At 39.1% G+C, this 17,511-nt stretch carries 17 protein-coding genes; 14 read left to right on the top strand and 3 right to left on the bottom strand.

Annotation, left to right across the window (positions count from 1 at the left end; translation table 11 throughout):
• A partial coding sequence (locus tag ACJMMI_RS08470; protein ID WP_405354931.1) for a magnesium transporter MgtE N-terminal domain-containing protein occupies nucleotides 1-391 on the bottom strand: 391 nt, incomplete at its 3' end.
• A 384-nt stretch (nucleotides 392-775) separates the two neighbouring features.
• Between ACJMMI_RS08470 and ACJMMI_RS08475 the strand changes: the two genes are divergently transcribed.
• Together ACJMMI_RS08475 and ACJMMI_RS08480 are read left to right on the top strand one after the other, a co-directional pair.
• On the top strand, nucleotides 776-2,182 hold the full coding sequence (locus tag ACJMMI_RS08475) for a zinc ribbon domain-containing protein (RefSeq protein ID WP_405354932.1): 1,407 nt from the start codon (nucleotides 776-778) through the stop codon (nucleotides 2,180-2,182).
• Nucleotides 2,183-2,323: 141 nt separating this feature from the next.
• Nucleotides 2,324-2,911, top strand: coding sequence for a hypothetical protein (locus ACJMMI_RS08480; protein WP_405354934.1), 588 nt, complete (start codon nucleotides 2,324-2,326; stop codon nucleotides 2,909-2,911).
• On the opposite strand, the gene ACJMMI_RS08485 is transcribed toward ACJMMI_RS08480, so the two are convergent.
• Both ACJMMI_RS08485 and ychF read right to left on the bottom strand, forming a co-directional pair.
• The gene (locus tag ACJMMI_RS08485) at nucleotides 2,912-3,961 is read right to left on the bottom strand and encodes an FkbM family methyltransferase (protein WP_405354936.1); all 1,050 of its coding nucleotides are present in this window, start codon (nucleotides 3,959-3,961) and stop codon (nucleotides 2,912-2,914) included.
• 59 nt (nucleotides 3,962-4,020) lie between these two features.
• Nucleotides 4,021-5,115, bottom strand: a complete 1,095-nt coding sequence (ychF, locus tag ACJMMI_RS08490; RefSeq protein ID WP_405354937.1) for a redox-regulated ATPase YchF — start codon at nucleotides 5,113-5,115, stop codon at nucleotides 4,021-4,023.
• Nucleotides 5,116-5,230: 115 nt separating this feature from the next.
• On the opposite strand from ychF, the gene ACJMMI_RS08495 reads away from it, so the two are divergent.
• From ACJMMI_RS08495 to lysS, 12 genes are all read left to right on the top strand, one after another.
• Nucleotides 5,231-5,617 carry a thioesterase family protein gene (locus tag ACJMMI_RS08495; protein ID WP_405354938.1) on the top strand — a complete coding sequence of 129 codons (387 nt, stop codon included), beginning with the start codon at nucleotides 5,231-5,233 and terminating at the stop codon, nucleotides 5,615-5,617.
• The gene (locus ACJMMI_RS08500; protein WP_405354939.1) at nucleotides 5,598-6,266 is read left to right on the top strand and encodes an HAD hydrolase-like protein; all 669 of its coding nucleotides are present in this window, start codon (nucleotides 5,598-5,600) and stop codon (nucleotides 6,264-6,266) included. Before ACJMMI_RS08495 ends, ACJMMI_RS08500 begins: the two co-directional genes overlap by 20 nt.
• A gap of 52 nt (nucleotides 6,267-6,318) precedes the next feature.
• Nucleotides 6,319-6,765, top strand: coding sequence for a DUF4830 domain-containing protein (locus ACJMMI_RS08505; RefSeq protein WP_405354940.1), 447 nt, complete (start codon nucleotides 6,319-6,321; stop codon nucleotides 6,763-6,765).
• 16 nt (nucleotides 6,766-6,781) lie between these two features.
• Nucleotides 6,782-7,507 carry a pseudouridine synthase gene (locus tag ACJMMI_RS08510; protein WP_405354941.1) on the top strand — a complete coding sequence of 242 codons (726 nt, stop codon included), beginning with the start codon at nucleotides 6,782-6,784 and terminating at the stop codon, nucleotides 7,505-7,507.
• Nucleotides 7,508-7,698: 191 nt separating this feature from the next.
• The gene (locus ACJMMI_RS08515; RefSeq protein ID WP_405354942.1) at nucleotides 7,699-8,817 is read left to right on the top strand and encodes an ABC transporter ATP-binding protein; all 1,119 of its coding nucleotides are present in this window, start codon (nucleotides 7,699-7,701) and stop codon (nucleotides 8,815-8,817) included.
• A 1,073-nt stretch (nucleotides 8,818-9,890) separates the two neighbouring features.
• On the top strand, nucleotides 9,891-10,976 hold the full coding sequence (locus tag ACJMMI_RS08520; protein WP_405354943.1) for a PucR family transcriptional regulator: 1,086 nt from the start codon (nucleotides 9,891-9,893) through the stop codon (nucleotides 10,974-10,976).
• 157 nt (nucleotides 10,977-11,133) lie between these two features.
• Nucleotides 11,134-11,916 (top strand): cell division ATP-binding protein FtsE, encoded by a 783-nt coding sequence (gene ftsE, locus ACJMMI_RS08525; protein ID WP_405354944.1) that lies wholly within the window; start codon nucleotides 11,134-11,136, stop codon nucleotides 11,914-11,916.
• 17 nt (nucleotides 11,917-11,933) lie between these two features.
• Entirely contained in the window at nucleotides 11,934-12,833 is a 900-nt protein-coding gene (ftsX, locus tag ACJMMI_RS08530; protein WP_405354945.1) for a permease-like cell division protein FtsX, read from the top strand.
• An 18-nt stretch (nucleotides 12,834-12,851) separates the two neighbouring features.
• On the top strand, nucleotides 12,852-14,201 hold the full coding sequence (locus ACJMMI_RS08535) for a murein hydrolase activator EnvC family protein (RefSeq protein WP_405354947.1): 1,350 nt from the start codon (nucleotides 12,852-12,854) through the stop codon (nucleotides 14,199-14,201).
• 61 nt (nucleotides 14,202-14,262) lie between these two features.
• Nucleotides 14,263-15,102 (top strand): hypothetical protein, encoded by an 840-nt coding sequence (locus ACJMMI_RS08540; protein WP_405354948.1) that lies wholly within the window; start codon nucleotides 14,263-14,265, stop codon nucleotides 15,100-15,102.
• 149 nt (nucleotides 15,103-15,251) lie between these two features.
• Nucleotides 15,252-15,734 carry a transcription elongation factor GreA gene (greA, locus tag ACJMMI_RS08545; protein WP_405354949.1) on the top strand — a complete coding sequence of 161 codons (483 nt, stop codon included), beginning with the start codon at nucleotides 15,252-15,254 and terminating at the stop codon, nucleotides 15,732-15,734.
• Nucleotides 15,735-15,759: 25 nt separating this feature from the next.
• Nucleotides 15,760-17,511: lysine--tRNA ligase (gene lysS / locus ACJMMI_RS08550; RefSeq protein ID WP_405354951.1), on the top strand; the 1,752-nt coding region annotated here is incomplete at its 3' end.

Consider the following 17,511-nt stretch of genomic DNA (forward strand, 5'->3'; position numbering starts at 1 on the left):
CGGGATATTTGAGCAGTTCGTTAATTGTTTTTCTCGTATCCTTGTCTGCCTGCTTTAAAATTCTTTTTACAACATTTGCAGGCATTTCCTCAACAAGGTCAACAACATCGTCAATAAAAAGCTCGTCAACAACCTCTTTAAGCTCAGTATCGCTGAATCCGTGAATTAAAAGCTTCTGAGTTTCATCGTCCATTTCAACGAAAGTTTCGGCTGCGAGCTCTTTTGGCAAAATTCTGAAAAGCAGGGGAGTTTTTTCGTCCTGAAGCTCTTCAAAAACTGTGGCAATATCGTATGGCTTGAGGGTTACAAGAATATCTCGCAGAGTGTTGAACTTTTTTTCTTCAAGCAGCACTCTGATAGTTTCGGTTATTCCAACCTTAACTGTTTCCATCATCTTTCCTCCTTTAGCTGTTTAGGGAGTAAAGACGAGCACCGTATTCAGTTTATAAATGATGAAGCGACAAAAAATGAACGCAACTGCGGTCATCTTTTTTCTTGCAACTTCGCCCAGGTACTCCGCCTTTATTACCGTCTGCGTCCATTAATTTTTCACCCCAAATTCTTTTAATAATTCGTATAAGCTCATAAACTCATACATATTTATTTTAGTGTATTTTGTGTTCATTGTCAATGAATTTTTAAATAAATCTTATGGCTTTTTTGTCACCGGCAATTCGTATAAATTGTTGACTTTTGATATATGAAATAGTATAATTTTATGTGATAATTATGTGAAAGCGTATAATCTTGCTTTTGCAAAGAAAGGCGGATAAAAATGATTTGTCCTAATTGTAATAAAGAAATTAAAGATGACAGCAAATTCTGCATTTTTTGCGGTGCAAATGTTAAATCACAAGGCAATGAGCAGAACAATGTTCAGCCACAGGAAAACACAGCAATCCCACAGGAAGAGTCACAGGTAAACACAGCAATTCCGCAGGCAGAGCCACAGGTGAACGCAAATATCCCACAGCCACAGAATTTTCAGCCTACAGGTGTAAATCCTCCTGCTCCTAAAAAACCAATCAACAAAAAGCTTCTTTTTGGTATTATCGGCGGCGGTTGTGCTTTATTAATCATTATTATTGTGACTGTAGTTCTTGTAGTTACTCACAAAACTAAGATTAATCTTAACGATTACATTAAAGTAAATTATGACGGCTATGACGCATACGGCACAGCGTCAATAGATTTTGATTACGATAAATATTATGAGGATCTCAGCAAGGCTTCATCATCATTTAAAGATGCGTACAATTCAAAAGGTGCTTGGAGCTTGATTTCAGATTACTACGAAATGGCAGACAGCCTTGATTATGATCTTGACAAAACAAGCGGTCTTTCAAATGGCGACACAGTAACGGTTAGCTTTGAATATGATAACGAGGCTGCAGCAAAGTTCAAGATTGAGTATGTAGGAGAGCCTACAGAATATACAGTTGAGGGACTTAAGGAAACCAAGAAAATTGACCCGTTTGAGGGTGTGACAGTTGAATTTTCAGGCACATCGCCAAATGTATATGCCAAGGTTGTAAACAATTCAACAGATGAGGTTTACGAGCATATTTATTATGATTTAAGCAAGAGCTACGATATTGCAATCGGAGATACAATCACTGTTACAGTAGGCAATGACCCTGAGTATTTTGTAGAGGATTACGGCTGTGTATTCACTACAACTTCAAAGGACTTTAAGTGTACTGATGTTGACAGGTATGTTTCAAAGGCGGCAGATATTAAGGAAGAAACACTTAATTCTATGAAAAAGCAGACAGAAGATGTTATCAACGCATATTTTGCCGGCGAAAGCAAGTATATCAGTGTGTCAGACCTTAAATTTGAAGGCACATACTTTCTCTATACAAAAGATGCCGGCGGTTGGAACTGGGACGGCGACAACCAGATTTATATTATCTACAGCGGTAAGGTAAAGAGCGTTGAAGATAAAAAGGCTTTTGACGAAACTACAGTTTATTTCCCTGTTAAATTTACAGACATTATGCAGTATGCTGACGGCACTCAGAATGTTGATTTGAACAATGCTTCAATTTCAGGCGACACAAACCTTGAGTACCACTACCGTAATGTTGACGGCTACACCGACAAGGCAGCTATGTACAAGGAGCTTGTTGAGTCACAGAAAGCTGATTATACCGAGGAAATTACCGAGGGACTCAAGTAATTAAGATAAAACATAAAAACGAGGCTTACAGCAAGTCTCGTTTTTTAATGCAAATTTACAAATATTGCATATGTTCTTGATTTTTTGCGATTTTTAGTTATAATAGAATGAGTATTATAATAAATAAATTCGGAGGTTTTTATGAACGGTTTGGTTAAAAAATATTTGCCGTACGGTGTGGTAATTCTTTTAGTCTATATGCTTGTTCCGCTTATCTTTATTTCTAAGTCAATGCAGGGATTTTCAACAGTAGCTTACTACTTTGTATTTCCTGCCACAGCAATAGTATGTGCGGCAATGTATTGCTCAAAGTATGGTATGGACTTTTTGTTCACACTTATTGCACCTGTAGTTTTTATTCCAAGTATGCTTATTTATAACGGCGGTTTCCACCTTACAAATATCATTCTTTTGGTAGCTTACCTTATTTCAGGCATTTTCGGCTTGTTTGTCGGTGACATTGCTTTTGGCGATAAGCGTAAAAAAGCAGAGGCAGAGGCAGAAGCAGAGGCAGAGGAAAGACTTCTTGCCGCAAAACGCAGAAATGAAGAGTTTGTAAGCGAGAAAGCGGCTGAGGCTGAAAACGTTCCTGCTGAGCCGACTGTACCAAGCTATGATCTTGATGATGACGATGATTTTGATTACAGTAAATACGCTTCCACCGATAAAGTAACCGATGAAAGCGAAATTGACGATATATTAAACGAGTTTGGTTCTTCAAAGAAGTAATCAAATACAGTAAAGATTGGTATCCCATGCAGGGATATACGGATGATGTCGCAGATAAATTTTATATTCAGGATTGATACCTGAGATTAAAAGTGGCAGTCTGAAAATATCTTCAAATCTATGATACGCTGAAAAGTTGAGCTTTGGCTTAAACATTTTCAGCGTATTTTTCATACCTAAAACAGTTTCAAAGTCAGCTCCCTCAACATCAGCCTTAACATAGGTTGCGGCTCTGCCGCAAAGGATAGTATCCACAGCGGCAACAGGTGTTTTTGTGGTGCTTTCGGCAACGATTGCACTGTTTCGTCCGGCTTTGTTGTTGAAGCAAAGAGTTGTGTTGTGACTGTATGCACCAAGCTGCCACAATTCAAGCCTTTCCATTTCAGAGCAATGAGCCTGCAGTTTACTGTAGTTTTTAGCGTTTGGTTCAAGTGCGGTTATATGCTTGTATTTGCCGTTTGTGTAGTGCAAAAATTCGTCTATCGTATCACCATTGTACGCACCGAGGTCAACATAGGTTTCGTTTTCACCGAGTGACAAAATCGAAAAAGCCTCGTCTTTGTCGGTGGTAATGCCATCAAGCAGAGATAATTCGCCTGTCTTGTAAAATTCAAGAGTGTTGTCAAAAACTTTTTTTGACAAATTGTCGGCAAGCAAATTGCGGGCATTTGAAATGCTTTCTGCGTTTTTTGTTACAAATTCTTCGTCAAACAGCACATCACCAAAGGCAGGTACACTCGGAACAATTACCTTGTGCTTTTTTGCAATTTCAAAAATATTTTGCATAACATCTGGCAACTGAGTAGCAAAGCAAAGGGCAATTATAAAGTCCGAGTATTCGCTTTCTATTTCACTTAGCTTTTTTACGGTAAAGCCACGAAAGCTCTGACCTCTTACAAAATCGTCACTTGCCATAACTGCACTTGCTTTAATATCATATTTTTCAAACGCTGAAAGTACCTTGTCTGCACCGTCACCCATTCCGTAAAGAACTATTGGAAGGTCGGTGTTTTTCAGATAATTCCATATGTAATCCTTATTAATTTCCATAAATTCACCTACAACAAAGCCACCGCACTAAACGGTGGCTGATTTTGCATTTTTACTAATTAAACATTGAATCTGAAGAGAACTACATCTCCGTCTTTCATCACATATTCTTTGCCCTCGCTGCGAACAAGACCTTTTTCCTTTGCGGCTGACATACTTCCGCAAGCAATGAGGTCATCATAAGCTATTACCTCGGCACGAATAAATCCACGCTCAAAGTCAGTATGAATCTTACCTGCTGCCTGTGGTGCTTTTGTACCTTTCTTAATTGTCCATGCTCTTACTTCCTGCTTGCCGGCAGTGAGGTAGGAGATAAGACCGAGAAGTGAGTAGCATTCGCTTATAAGTCTGTCAAGACCGCTCTGCTCAAGTCCCATATCTGAAAGGAAAAGTTCCTTTTCTTCCTTGTCCATTTCTACGATTTCAGCCTCAATTTCAGCACAAATCGGGAGAACACCGGCTTTTTCCTCAGCGGCAATTTTCTGTACAGCCTTATAACCCTCGTTAGAGTCAAGACCGTTTGAGAAATCGTCCTCGCTCATATTTGCAGCGTAAATTACAGGCTTAGTTGTGAGCAATGCAACATCTGAAAGCAAAAGTGCCTCGTCCTCGTCACACTCAACACTTCTTGCAGGCTTGCCTGCCTCAAGAGCCTCAAGAACACGCTTGTAGAAATCAATGTCCTTTTGATATTTCTTGTCGCCCTTGAGCATTTTCTGAGTTCTTTCAATTTTACGCTCAAGCATTTCAACATCTGATAAAATAAGCTCAAGATTTATTGTTTCAATATCTCTTGCAGGGTCAATGGAGCCTTCAACATGAATAATGTCGTCGTTTTCAAAGCAGCGCACAACATGCACGATAGCGTCGCACTCACGGATGTTAGAGAGGAATTTGTTGCCGAGTCCCTCGCCCTTTGAGGCACCCTTTACAAGACCTGCAATGTCAACAAATTCGATTGACGCAGGAGTGTATTTGTCGGGGTCGTACATCTCTGCAAGCTTGACAAGACGCTTGTCGGGAACTGCCACAACGCCGACATTCGGCTCAATGGTGCAGAACGGATAGTTTGCACTTTGTGCACCTGCGTTTGTGATTGCGTTAAAAAGTGTGCTTTTACCAACATTCGGTAAACCTACAATGCCTAATTTCATTATCTTTTACTCCTCAAAATTGATTGGTATACTTGCCTTATCAATATTTTTATTGTATCATAATAATAAGTATATCACAATTTTTCGTGATAGACAACAGGGAAAGGTGATTATTATGGAAGAAAAAACTCTTACTAAATCAATAAAAGTTGAAGAAGAACAGCTTGCCGTATCAATGGGCAGCGGCGGACTTGCCGTGCTTGCTACTCCTGCTGTGGTTGCACTTATGGAAAATGCAGCGTTTGAGCTTTGTGAAGAAATTCTTGATAATGAAGAGCTTACAACTGTAGGCACTGCTATTTCTATTGAGCATACAAGCCCAACTCCGCTTGGTGCAGAAATTTCGGTAACCGCTGTTTTAAAGGAAAATGACGGCAGATTTTTTAATTTTGAAGTTACCGCAAGTGATGCAAAAGGAATTATTGCCAAGGGCACTCACACAAGAGTTAGCGTAAAGGCTGAAAAATTCCAGAAAAAGGCAGATGAAAAATTCAATGGTTAAGCATGATTACATACTTTTTGACCTTGACGGCACAATAAGCAAAAGTGCAGAGGGAATACAGTATTCACTTGAAAATGCCATAAAAGCAATGGGCAAGCCTGTGCCTGATCTTAGCGATTATACTTTATATATTGGCCCACCGCTTTTGGATACATTCTTGAATGTATGCCATTTTACCTATGATGAAAGCGTGCAGGGTGTGGAGGCTTACAGAGAAATTTATAATACAAAGGGCAAGTTTGTAAATACCGCCTATGATGGGGTGGAGGAGCTTCTCAAAAAAATAAAGGCAGACGGCAAGAAAATTGCAGTTTGTTCATCAAAATATGAATTATTCGCTAAAGAAATAATTGAAATTTTAGGACTTACCGAATATTTTGACGCAGTTTGCGGTTCTACTCTTGACGGCAGCAGAAAAGACAAAAAAGATTTGATTCCGTATGCTTTGAATTCTCTTGGCACAAGCCTTGAAAAAGACAGAGAAAACGCTGTAATTATCGGCGATACTTTCTATGATGCGAAGGGTGCTGTGCAGACAGGCATTGACTTTGTCGGTGCAAAATACGGCTATGGTGATTTTGAAAAAATGGCAGAGGCAGGCGGAAAAGTTTTTGCTGACACACCGCTTGAAATTTATGATTTGATTTAAGCAATTTAAGCCGACAGCTTTCATATACATAGGTGTATATGGAGGTGCAAAAATGTTTGTATTACGCTTGAAAAAGAAACGTTTTATAATTTGTATAGCTGCGGTTTTGCTTGTGATTACCGCTGTGATATTCCTTGCAAATGCAGACCTCACGCCAGTGGCGGATTTTACGGAAATTAATTCGGAAAGCTATTCACTTAAAGCAAAAAATAATGCTGAAAGACTCAGCTTTTTTCAGCAGGCAGGTATAAATGTCACAAATGAAACGGCAGACGATGTGTTTATTCCGCAAAACTTTAACAGCGTGTATAATGAATACAACGAGCTGCAGAAAAAATGCGGATTTGATTTGAGTAAATATGCAGGAAAAGCGGTAAAACGCTATACATACAGCATTGATAACGGTAAGGTGGCAGTTATTCTTGTGTATAAAAACCGAGTAATCGGAGGTCACATTGCAAGCGGAATATATGGCGAGGAATATTTACCGCTTTTTTAGCAGAAAGGAAGGCATAATGGACAGACTTGATAAAATTCTGGTTTCGCAAAATGTAGGCAGTCGAAAAGAAGTGCAAAAGCTCATAAAAGACGGTGCAGTCTGCGTGAACGGAGAATGTATCAGACAGCCACAACACAAGGTGAATGCTGTGGCTGACGACATTACTGTAAGCGGACAACCGCTTTTGTACAGCAAATATGTGTACATAATGATGAACAAGCCTGCGGGAGTTCTTTCTGCGAGCAACGACAAGAGGGCAGAAACCGTAATTGACCTTTTGCCTAAAGATTTTCAGCGTCCGGGATTGTTTCCTGCCGGCAGACTGGACAAGGATACCGAGGGACTTTTAATTATTACAAATGACGGCGAATTTGCTCATAATATGCTCTCGCCTAAAAAACATGTAGAAAAAAAGTATATAGCGGAGCTTGATGGCGAAATTACGGACGATATGATAGAAAAATTTGAACAAGGCATAGTTTTTGCTGACGGAACAAGGTGTTTGCCCGGAAAATTGGAAATAGACAGCAAAAATCCTGCAAAAACAACCGCTGTTGTGACGATTTGTGAGGGTAAATTCCACCAGGTAAAGAAAATGTTTGCCGTATGTGGAAAAAATGTTGTGCACCTTAAACGAATATCAATAGGTAATTTGTATTTGGATGGCAATTTGCCTATAGGGAGTTGTAAAACACTGTCAGAATTAGACAAGTTGTCAATCTTTATGGGCAAAATGTACTAAAATAGAAGTACTTTTTTTATTCGGTCGCTGAATTAAATAAAATAACGACCAGAATTTTAGTCAAAATCGGTATAGTAAAAAAAGCATAAAAGTGATATATTATTAACTGTAATAAAGCAAAACAGTATTTTCTTATATTTTATATAGATTTTCGGTTTTTTGCTTCATCGGATTATTGGAGGTTTATAAAAATGGCAAATGTATCTTTAAGACACATCTACAAAATCTATGACGGCGGCGTTACAGCCGTAACAGATTTTAACCTTGAAATTGCAGACAAGGAATTCATCATTCTCGTAGGTCCTTCCGGTTGTGGTAAGTCAACAACTCTTCGTATGATCGCAGGCCTTGAGGATATTTCAAAGGGTGAACTTTACATCGGCGATATGCTCGCAAACGATGTTGCACCTAAGGACAGAGATATTGCAATGGTATTCCAGAACTACGCTCTCTATCCACATATGACAGTATATGATAACATGGCATTTGGTCTTAAGCTCCGTAAAACTCCTAAGGAGGAGATTAAGAGAAGAGTAGAGGAAGCAGCTCGTATCCTCGGTATTGAGCAGTACCTCGACAGAAAGCCAAAGGCTCTTTCAGGTGGTCAGAGACAGCGTGTTGCTCTTGGTCGTGCTATCGTTCGTGACCCTAAGGTATTCTTACTTGACGAGCCACTTTCAAACCTTGACGCTAAGCTTCGTGCTCAGATGAGAACAGAGATTTCTAAGCTCTATCAGAGACTTGGTACAACATTTATCTATGTAACTCATGACCAGACTGAAGCTATGACAATGGCTGACCGTATCGTTGTTATGAAAGACGGTCTTATTCAGCAGGTTGACACTCCTCAGCACCTTTATGATATTCCTGTTAATACATTCGTTGCAGGCTTCATTGGTTCACCACAGATGAACTTCATTGACGCTACACTCAAGAAGGTTGGTTCTGAGTATGCACTTTGCTTTGATAAGTATCAGGTTATCGTTCCTTCTGAAAAGGCTAAGGGCGGCGTACTTGATCCATATGTAGGCAAGGAAGTAGTATTCGGTATTCGTCCTGAGCATGTTCACGATGAGCCTGAGTTCCTCGCTAAGTGCACAAGCGATAACGGTGTTGTTGATTGTAATGTTGATGTAACTGAGCTTATGGGTGCTGAGATTTACCTCTATGTAAACATCGGTGGTATCCCTGTAACAGCAAGAGTTGAGCCAACTTCAACTGCTAAGCCTGGCGACAGCATTAAGGTTGCTTTTGAACTTGACAAGCTTCATATCTTCGACAAGGAAACAGAGCGTACAATCATTAACTGATTTTAAACTTTTATGGCGGAGCTTTATGCTCCGCCTTTTTGTTTTGAACTTTATGGGGTAATCTTATTAAATTTAGGCTCTATTTCAATAGTTGGGTAAATTATGGTTTTTATTACGAGAAGATAGCTTGCAAAATAATAATTATTTTGTTCCCGACAATAACTTAGTAACAGTCGGGAATTAAAAGTATTAAGATTGCCTATGCTTTCTGCTCGGACAAAGAAATTTAGGTCGAGCCTTTTTAAAGGCTCGTGGGTTTGGGCAAAGCCCAAGAAAAGTTGTGTTTATTGCAAATTTTCAGGCACAAACAGCAACGCTGTTTGTGTGCTAAAGCAAAGTTAGATAAAAACAGGCGACAGCCTTTAAAAAGAAATACTTCATTAATAAATAATAAAGAAGAATGGCTTTTTGTGCTGCTATCGCAGTTATAAAGCTTTCACTATTGCGTTCAAGCCGCCAAACAGCCTGCTGTTTGGCTATCAAAACCTTGTGTTAGTTTAAAATATTGTGGGCTTTGCCACACCCACCACCCTTTAAAAAGGGTGGACCTAAATTTTATTTTCGGGTATAAAGTCTGTGCTAATTTAAAGAAAATTTCCTGACCGTTGCTAAACCATAATTTATCAATGTTATCACAATTTTTATTTAAAGCCTAAAAAGGCTCGACCTAAATTTTATTTTCTTAGCAAACAAAAATTTCCTCTGCCATTAATAAAAAATCGTATTTTATATTAAATCACTAAAATATAAAGGTTAAATTTGTTTAATATTGTTATCGATTTTGTAACTTTTAGTCTATTATGCAAAATCTATAAAAAAAATAAAGAAATTTGAAAATAGAGGTTGATTTTTTTCTCGTTTTTGTGTAATATGTATATAAGAGATATATTGTATTTTAATTATATTAATTCTTTAGGCTCTTATTATAAGAATTTTTGCTAAAAAGGCCTATTCTGCAAAAATTACATATATTTTATGTTTTATGTATTTTTTAGTTTGCCCTTTGCAAAAATGTGCCTGAATAATATGCTTACAATTATATGAATATTTGCTTAGAAAAAGAGGTAAATAAAATGTCAAACAGATTATTCCAGGGTATTGTACACCAGATGAAAGATGCAATCGACAGAACAATAGGTGTTATTGACGAAACTTCTGTTGTTATAGCCTGCTCAGAGCTTGGCAAAATTGGCGAGGTAAACGAAAGCGTCAATTCTGAAACTTTAAGCTCTACAGCTCCTTTTGTAATCAATGGCTATACATACAAGTCATTTGGCAGCAACGCTAAGTATGATTATGCTGTATTTGTTCAGGGAACGGACGAATATGCTCAGAAGTACGCTCAGCTCCTTTCTGTTTCTTTTGCAAGCATTAAGCAGTATTATGACGAAAAGTATGATCGCTCAAATTTCATCAAGAATGTAATTCTCGACAACATTCTTCCGGGTGACATCTATCTTAAGGCAAGAGAGCTTCACTTTAACAGCGAAGTTTCAAGAGTTTGTCTTCTTATTAAAATTATTTCAAAAACAGATGTTTCTGCATATGATATTATCCAGAACCTTTTCCCGGACAAGTCAAAGGACTTTGTTATCAACATTAACGAGTACGAGATTGCACTTGTTAAGGAAATTAAGCCTGACACAGAGAGCCGTGACCTTGAAAAGCTTGCAAGCTCTATTTCAGACACACTTTCAAGTGAGTTCTACACACATTGCGTAGTTGGTATCGGTACAACTGTTACAGGCATCAAGGATCTTGCCCGTTCATTCAAGGAGGCACAGAGTGCACTTGAAGTTGCCAAGGTATTTGATACAGAGCGTACTATCGTAAGCTATGACAACCTCGGTATTGCCCGTCTTATTTATCAGCTTCCTACAACTCTTTGTGAGATGTTCTTAAAAGAAGTTTTCAAGCGTGGTTCAATCGAGAGCCTCGACCAGGAAACGCTCTTTACAATTCAGCGTTTCTTTGAAAACAACCTCAATGTTTCTGAAACATCAAGAAAGCTTTTTGTTCATAGAAATACACTTGTTTACAGACTTGAAAAAATTAAAAAACTCACAGGTCTTGACCTTCGTGAGTTTGAGGATGCTATCGTATTTAAGGTAGCACTTATGGTTAAGAAATACCTTAACGCAAGTCCTGCAAAGTATTGATTTTAGCAAATTTAATATGGCTCTGCACTTCTGATTTTCTGATAGTGCAGAGCATTTTGACTTTTTAGAATTAAACTGTCAAATTATTACAAAATATTGTATTCTACTACGCAAAATATACAAAATATATGTATAATTTGTAATAAAGGTGAAATTTATGATAGATTTTAACAATGTATCTAAAACCTATCCTAATGGCACTCACGCACTTTATGATGTTTCGATACATATTGATAAGGGCGAGTTTGCGTTTATTGTGGGTGCTTCGGGAGCAGGTAAAAGTACGTTTTTAAAGCTGATTATGCACGAGGAAAGTCCGTCTTCCGGTGAAATCATCGTGAATAATCTTAATATAACAAAATTGCGTCGCAGAAAAGTTCCGTATCTTCGTCGTCATATGGGTATAGTTTTTCAGGACTTCAGACTTATTGATAAGATGAATGTTTTTGATAATGTAGCCTTTGCAATGCGAGCAATCGGTGCGAGTGCATCATCAATTAAAAAACGAGTTCCGTACATTCTTGAGCTTGTCGGACTTAAAAATAAAATGAAAAATAAGCCAAGTGAGCTTTCAGGCGGTGAGCAGCAGCGTGTGAGTCTTGCAAGAGCATTGGTAAATAATCCTGAAATTATCATTGCTGACGAACCGACCGGTAATGTTGACCCTGAAATGTCACACGATATTATCCAGCTTTTGAGTGAAATCAACGATATGGGAACAACTGTGCTTGTTGTTACTCACGAACATGAGCTTGTAAGGCAGTTTAACAAGCGTGTAATCGTTATTGACCATGGCAGAGTAAAGAGCGACACTAACAATCCTGAGGCTGCACTTGCATATGATGCACAGTACGAGGATGTTGATGAAATTATTGAGGGTATTGCCCTTGGCAAGAAATCAAACGAAACCTTGCCCGATACAGATGTCGTTCCAGACTAAAAAGAAAGGAACATAATATGAGTGGCTTTGGCTATTTGATAAAAGAAGGCTTTAGAAGCATATGGAGCAACAGAATTATGAGTATTGCGTCAATATGTGTGCTTGTAAGCTGTCTTGTGCTTACAGGTGCGGCTGAGCTGATTTCAGTAAATATAGAAAAAGAGGTTGATTCTGTCGGCAAAACCAATGAAACTACGGTTTATCTCAAAGACGGTCTTTCTGACCTTGAGGCGGTTTATGTTGGCAAAAATCTTGAAAATCTCGACAATATCACTTCTGTAAAATACTACCCTAAGGAAGACGCTATTAACGAATTTAAGGATTCACTTCCGGAGGCTGTATTTGAAAATGTAAACGGTGACAACAACCCATTGCCTGACGCTTACATAGTGGCAATGGACGATTTGTCGCAGTATGACAAGACTATTGACGCTATCTTAAAGGTTGACGGCGTTGATTCTATTAATAACCGCAGTGAGCTTGCACGCAAGCTTACCGACATCAGCAACCTTGTAAGCTACATAAGCTTGGCAATAGTTGTTGCACTTACTATTATTTCGTTGTTCATTATTGCCAATACAATCAGAACAACAATGTATTCCAGAAGATTTGAGATTAGCATTATGAAATCTGTTGGTGCTACCAACGCATTTGTTCGACTGCCGTTTGTAGTTGAGGGTATGGTGCTTGGTTTTATATCCGCAGTAATAGGCACAGGTGTGCTTTATGTGGTATATGAAGGCGTAGTGACAGCAGTAAATTCATTTGTAAAAATTTCAACAATCCCATTCTCAGATGTATGCTGGCAGGTCGGCGGTATTTTTGTAGTCGCAGGTATGCTGATAGGTGCATTTGGCAGCTTTATTTCAATGCGTAAGTATCTGAAAATGGAAGGCAATGAAATTCTTGGCTGGTAAAACAAAGGAGTATATTTAATGCAAATTACTAAGAAAAGATTCAAAGCTGTACTTTGTGCAGTCCTGAGTGTTTGTGTTCTTGCTTTTTCTGCTTATACGGTATTCGCTGAGGAGCAGGCTTCTTCTGAGGCGGCAACTGAGGCAACACAGGCAACCACGATTGACCCTAATGACATTGACGCTCTTGAAAACAGACGACAGGAGCTTCAGGCTCAGAGTGACAGGTATCAGCAGATTCTTGAAAAAACAAAAGAGAACATTGCAGATCAGGAGGAGTATGTAAACGCTCTTGTAAACAAGGTTCAGGTGCTTGATGATAAGATTGAACTCAGCCATCAGAGCATTAACGATCTCAATCAGAGAATTCAGGACAAGCAGACTGCTATTGATGAGGCAAATCAGGGCATAGCAGACCAGATGAACACACTTCGCAACAGACTGAGAAATATCTATATGGCAGGCAATGCAACCGACCTTGAGATTATTTTCGGTGCAAAGAGTTTTTCTGATTTCCTTGATAAAATGGAGCTTGTAGAGGCACTTTCAGATTATGACAACAAGCTTATTAATTCAATTCAGAGTGACCTTGAGCAAATTTCTCAGGAAAAGGCAGAGCTTGAAGATGATATGACTACTCTTGAAGCTGAGGAGGCTTCACTTGAAGCTGATCAGCAGGAGCTTAATAAAATTCTTGAAGAAAATAAAGAGCTTCTTGCAGGACTTTATTCAACAAGTGACAAGGCATCAAGTGAAATTCAGAATGGTGCATTGGAAAGTGAAGATATTGAAAAAGCTATTTCTGATTACTATGCTGAAAAGGCAAGACTTGAGGCAGAGCGTGCCGAGCAGGAAAGACAGAATAATAGCAACAACAGCTCAAACGGCAATTCAAATAGCGGCAGTTCATCGGGCACAATTCACGATGATCTCGATATTTCTCCGTCAGGCTTTGTATGGCCTTGCCCGGGCTACTATAACCTTACTTCTGAATGGAACGAGGACAGAGGCTCATATAACCACGGTGCGATTGATATTGCAGACGCAGGAATTATGGGTGCTGATGTTGTAGCCGCTAAAGACGGTGTAGTTATTGATTCTTACAACGGTTGCTACCATAACTGGGGTAAAGACGGCTCTTGCGGCTGTGGCGGTGGCTACGGCAACTATGTAATGATTGCTCACGATGACGGTAAAATGACTGTTTACGGTCACCTTTCTACAACTATGGTATATACCGGTCAAAAGGTTTACCAGGGACAGGTTATCGGCTTTGTCGGCTCAACAGGTCATTCAACAGGTGCACACCTTCATTTTGAAACCAGACTCAACGGTGTTAAGTACAACCCGATGACAGAGTTTCAATCATAATTAATAATAAAATCAATCCCTTTGCATATACTTTATAAAAAGCTATGCGGAGGGATTTTTTATGCTTACGGCATTGACTGTTAAAAGGCACGAACGAAGAAAAGGCATAAAGGGAATTGCCGACAGGCTCAAGCGTGACAGAGCTGTGGTGCAGGTGAAAAGGGCAAGGGGAGTGTATCTCAAGCACATTACATATATTTCTTACGGCAGAAAGCCACGATTTGAAAAGCTTGAAAAAATTATCGGCGACAGCAGAAACAGAATGGTATGTTCCGATAAGCTTGAGTTTCCGCCTGAAAGTAAATTCAAAAGATTTGAAAATTCGGATTTTTCAGCAAGACTTTGCACTAATCTTGCAATATGCTTGCTCTCTATGTGTGACTTTTCAGAAAAAATAAAAATCGGAATCTACGATCCTGACGGCAAGGACAGTGACTTTTTGCAATACGCTATGCAGTATTCATCAGATGTTACAGTAGTTACCGATTGTCCGGATATTTACTATGATGAAAACGAGCAGATAATGGAAAATCTGGGTGCTTGCTCGGTGGTGACAAAGAGAAGTGAGGAGCTTGAACGCTGTCAGCTTATAATTGCTCCACGCACGATTGAAAAAACATTTTCATCAAATGAGAATACTTTGATTTTGACTAACGGCAGACCAAAAGCAGAGGTGCTCGGCGAGGTTTATTATAAGTATTACTTTAAAATGCCGAACGGCTTTGACAGAATTAAGCCTCAGGAAATCGAAACCGAGTATTTTTGTTCAGCATTGTATTCGATTGGCAGACAGTACAGCTTGGGTTCAATAGTGCCGACAATGTGCGGTAATTTTTCTACAACACAAACCACAAAATCTTTGTACGCAATGTTTGAAAAGCTTTGCAAAAATGAGGAATAGGGGGAGGGGCTCTCTCCCTTTTTCTGTTGAGGCAAAATATTGCCGATATTTCGCAATTTGCTTGACAATAGCGATAAAAAATTTTATAATAAAAAAGTATGTAAAGGATTCTACAGATTCCATTTTTCTTATTGAAAGGACGATGTATAATGGCAGCAAAACAAATTATGCTTACAGCTGAGGATGTTAAAAAATACGAAGAAGAACTTGAATTTTTACAAACTGAAAAACGAAAAGAAATTGCTGAAAAAATCAAGGTTGCACGCTCATACGGCGACCTTTCCGAGAACAGCGAATACGATGACGCTAAAAACGAGCAGGCTATTTTGGAGGCTCGTATTGCAACAGTTGAGGCTACTCTTAAAAATGCCGTTATCATTGATGAGAGCAACACTTCAAACGAACATGTTCACCTTACTTCTGTAGTAAAGGTTGAGTATGTTTCAAACGGCAGACAGATGTCTTTTAAAATTGTTGGTTCAGGCTCTAACGGAATTAACCCAAGAGAGGGCGTTATTTCTGACGAATCACCAATCGGTAAGGCTCTCATGGAAAGAAGCGTTGGCGATGTAGTTGAGGTTGAAACTCCGGGCGGCGTTCAGGGTCTTAAAATTTTAGAGATTTCAAAGTAAGAAGCGTTGAAAGGAAATATAAATAATGAGTGAGAAGAATCAGGCACAGAATACGGAAAATATCGGTGATCTTTTAAAGGTTCGCCGTGAAAAGCTTGCGGCTTTGCAGGAAGCAGGCAAGAATCCGTTTGAAATAACTAAGTATGATGTTACACACCACAGCTCAGATGTTAAGGAAAATTTTGACGAACTTGAGGGCAAAACAGTTTCTTTAGCCGGCAGAATTATGTCTAAGCGTGTTATGGGTAAGGCTTCTTTCTGCCATATTCAGGACTTAAAGGGCACAATTCAGGTGTATGTAGCAAGAGATAATATTGGCGAGGACAGCTACAAGGACTTTAAAAAGTATGATATGGGTGACATCGTTGGTGTTGACGGTGAAGTGTTCAAAACAAAGACAGGCGAAATTTCAATTCACGCAACCTCTGTTACACTTCTTTCAAAGAGCCTTCAGATTCTCCCTGAAAAGTACCACGGCCTTACAAACACCGATACTCGTTACAGACAGCGTTATGTTGACCTTATTATGAATCCTGAGGTTAAGAATACCTTTGTAAAGCGTTCAAAAATTATTAAAGAAATTCGTAATTTCCTTGACGACAGAGGATTTATGGAGGTTGAAACTCCAATGCTCGTTGCTAATGCGGGCGGTGCGGCAGCAAGACCTTTTGAAACACATTACAATGCACTTGACGAAGATGTAAAGCTCCGTATTTCTCTTGAGCTTTACCTTAAAAGACTTATTGTCGGTGGTCTTGAGAAGGTTTACGAAATCGGACGAGTTTTCCGTAACGAGGGTGTAGATACAAGACATAATCCTGAATTTACTCTTATGGAGCTTTATCAGGCATATACCGATTACTATGGAATGATGGATCTTACAGAGAGTATGTTTAAATATCTTGCAGAAAAGGTATGCGGCAGCTCTGTAATAACATATAACGGCATTGAAATTGACTTTGGCAAGCCATTTGAGAGAATTACAATGGTTGACTGCATCAAGAAGTATGCAGGAATTGATTTTGACGAGGTTAAGACAGACGAAGAGGCTAAGGCTCTTGCAAGAGAAAATCATATTGAGTTTGAAGAGCGTCATACAAAGGGCGACATCGTAAACCTCTTCTTTGAAGAATTCTGCGAAAAGAATCTCATTCAGCCTACATTCGTTATGGATCATCCGCTTGCTATTTCTCCGCTTACAAAGAAAAAGCCTGACGATCCTGAAAAGGTAGAAAGATTTGAGCTTTTCATTAATACATGGGAAATGTGTAACGCTTATTCTGAGCTTAATGACCCAATCGACCAGAGGGAAAGATTTGCTAAGCAGGAAGAGGCTTTTGCAAACGGTGATGAAGAAGCTAACCACACAGACGAGGACTTCCTCAATGCTCTTTCAGTAGGTATGCCGCCAACAGGCGGTATCGGCTACGGCATTGACAGACTTGTTATGCTCCTCACAGATTCACCGGCTATCAGAGATGTATTGTTATTCCCCACAATGAAGTCCTTAGATGGTGTAAATAAGAAAAATGATGTAAATAATACAGCTTCTGAAGCACCTGAAAAAAATGTAAAAACTGAGTCTGAAAAGATTGATTTTTCTAAAGTAAAGATTGAGCCTTTGTTTGAGGAAATGGTAGACTTTGATACATTCAGCAAGTCAGATTTCCGCGCAGTAAAGGTTAAAGAGTGTGTTGCAGTACCGAAGTCAAAGAAACTGTTACAGTTCACTCTTGATGACGGAACAGGCACAGACAGAACCATTTTAAGCGGTATT

This window comes from Ruminococcus sp. (assembly GCF_045129435.1).
Classification (GTDB): domain Bacteria; phylum Bacillota; class Clostridia; order Oscillospirales; family Acutalibacteraceae; genus Ruminococcoides.

What these genes read in the sequence shown, in the direction of transcription:
- ACJMMI_RS08520 (WP_405354943.1), top strand. Translation starts at nt 9,891, where the DNA reads ATGTCAAACAGATTATTCCAGGGTATTGTACACCAGATGAAAGATGCA.
- ACJMMI_RS08515 (WP_405354942.1), top strand. Translation starts at nt 7,699, where the DNA reads ATGGCAAATGTATCTTTAAGACACATCTACAAAATCTATGACGGCGGC.
- ACJMMI_RS08495 (WP_405354938.1), top strand. Translation starts at nt 5,231, where the DNA reads ATGGAAGAAAAAACTCTTACTAAATCAATAAAAGTTGAAGAAGAACAG.
- ACJMMI_RS08475 (WP_405354932.1), top strand. Translation starts at nt 776, where the DNA reads ATGATTTGTCCTAATTGTAATAAAGAAATTAAAGATGACAGCAAATTC.
- ACJMMI_RS08485 (WP_405354936.1), bottom strand. Translation starts at nt 3,961, where the DNA reads ATGGAAATTAATAAGGATTACATATGGAATTATCTGAAAAACACCGAC.
- ACJMMI_RS08480 (WP_405354934.1), top strand. Translation starts at nt 2,324, where the DNA reads ATGAACGGTTTGGTTAAAAAATATTTGCCGTACGGTGTGGTAATTCTT.
- ACJMMI_RS08500 (WP_405354939.1), top strand. Translation starts at nt 5,598, where the DNA reads ATGAAAAATTCAATGGTTAAGCATGATTACATACTTTTTGACCTTGAC.
- ACJMMI_RS08540 (WP_405354948.1), top strand. Translation starts at nt 14,263, where the DNA reads ATGCTTACGGCATTGACTGTTAAAAGGCACGAACGAAGAAAAGGCATA.
- ftsX (WP_405354945.1), top strand. Translation starts at nt 11,934, where the DNA reads ATGAGTGGCTTTGGCTATTTGATAAAAGAAGGCTTTAGAAGCATATGG.
- ACJMMI_RS08535 (WP_405354947.1), top strand. Translation starts at nt 12,852, where the DNA reads ATGCAAATTACTAAGAAAAGATTCAAAGCTGTACTTTGTGCAGTCCTG.
- ychF (WP_405354937.1), bottom strand. Translation starts at nt 5,115, where the DNA reads ATGAAATTAGGCATTGTAGGTTTACCGAATGTTGGTAAAAGCACACTT.
- ACJMMI_RS08510 (WP_405354941.1), top strand. Translation starts at nt 6,782, where the DNA reads ATGGACAGACTTGATAAAATTCTGGTTTCGCAAAATGTAGGCAGTCGA.
- ACJMMI_RS08505 (WP_405354940.1), top strand. Translation starts at nt 6,319, where the DNA reads ATGTTTGTATTACGCTTGAAAAAGAAACGTTTTATAATTTGTATAGCT.
- ftsE (WP_405354944.1), top strand. Translation starts at nt 11,134, where the DNA reads ATGATAGATTTTAACAATGTATCTAAAACCTATCCTAATGGCACTCAC.
- greA (WP_405354949.1), top strand. Translation starts at nt 15,252, where the DNA reads ATGGCAGCAAAACAAATTATGCTTACAGCTGAGGATGTTAAAAAATAC.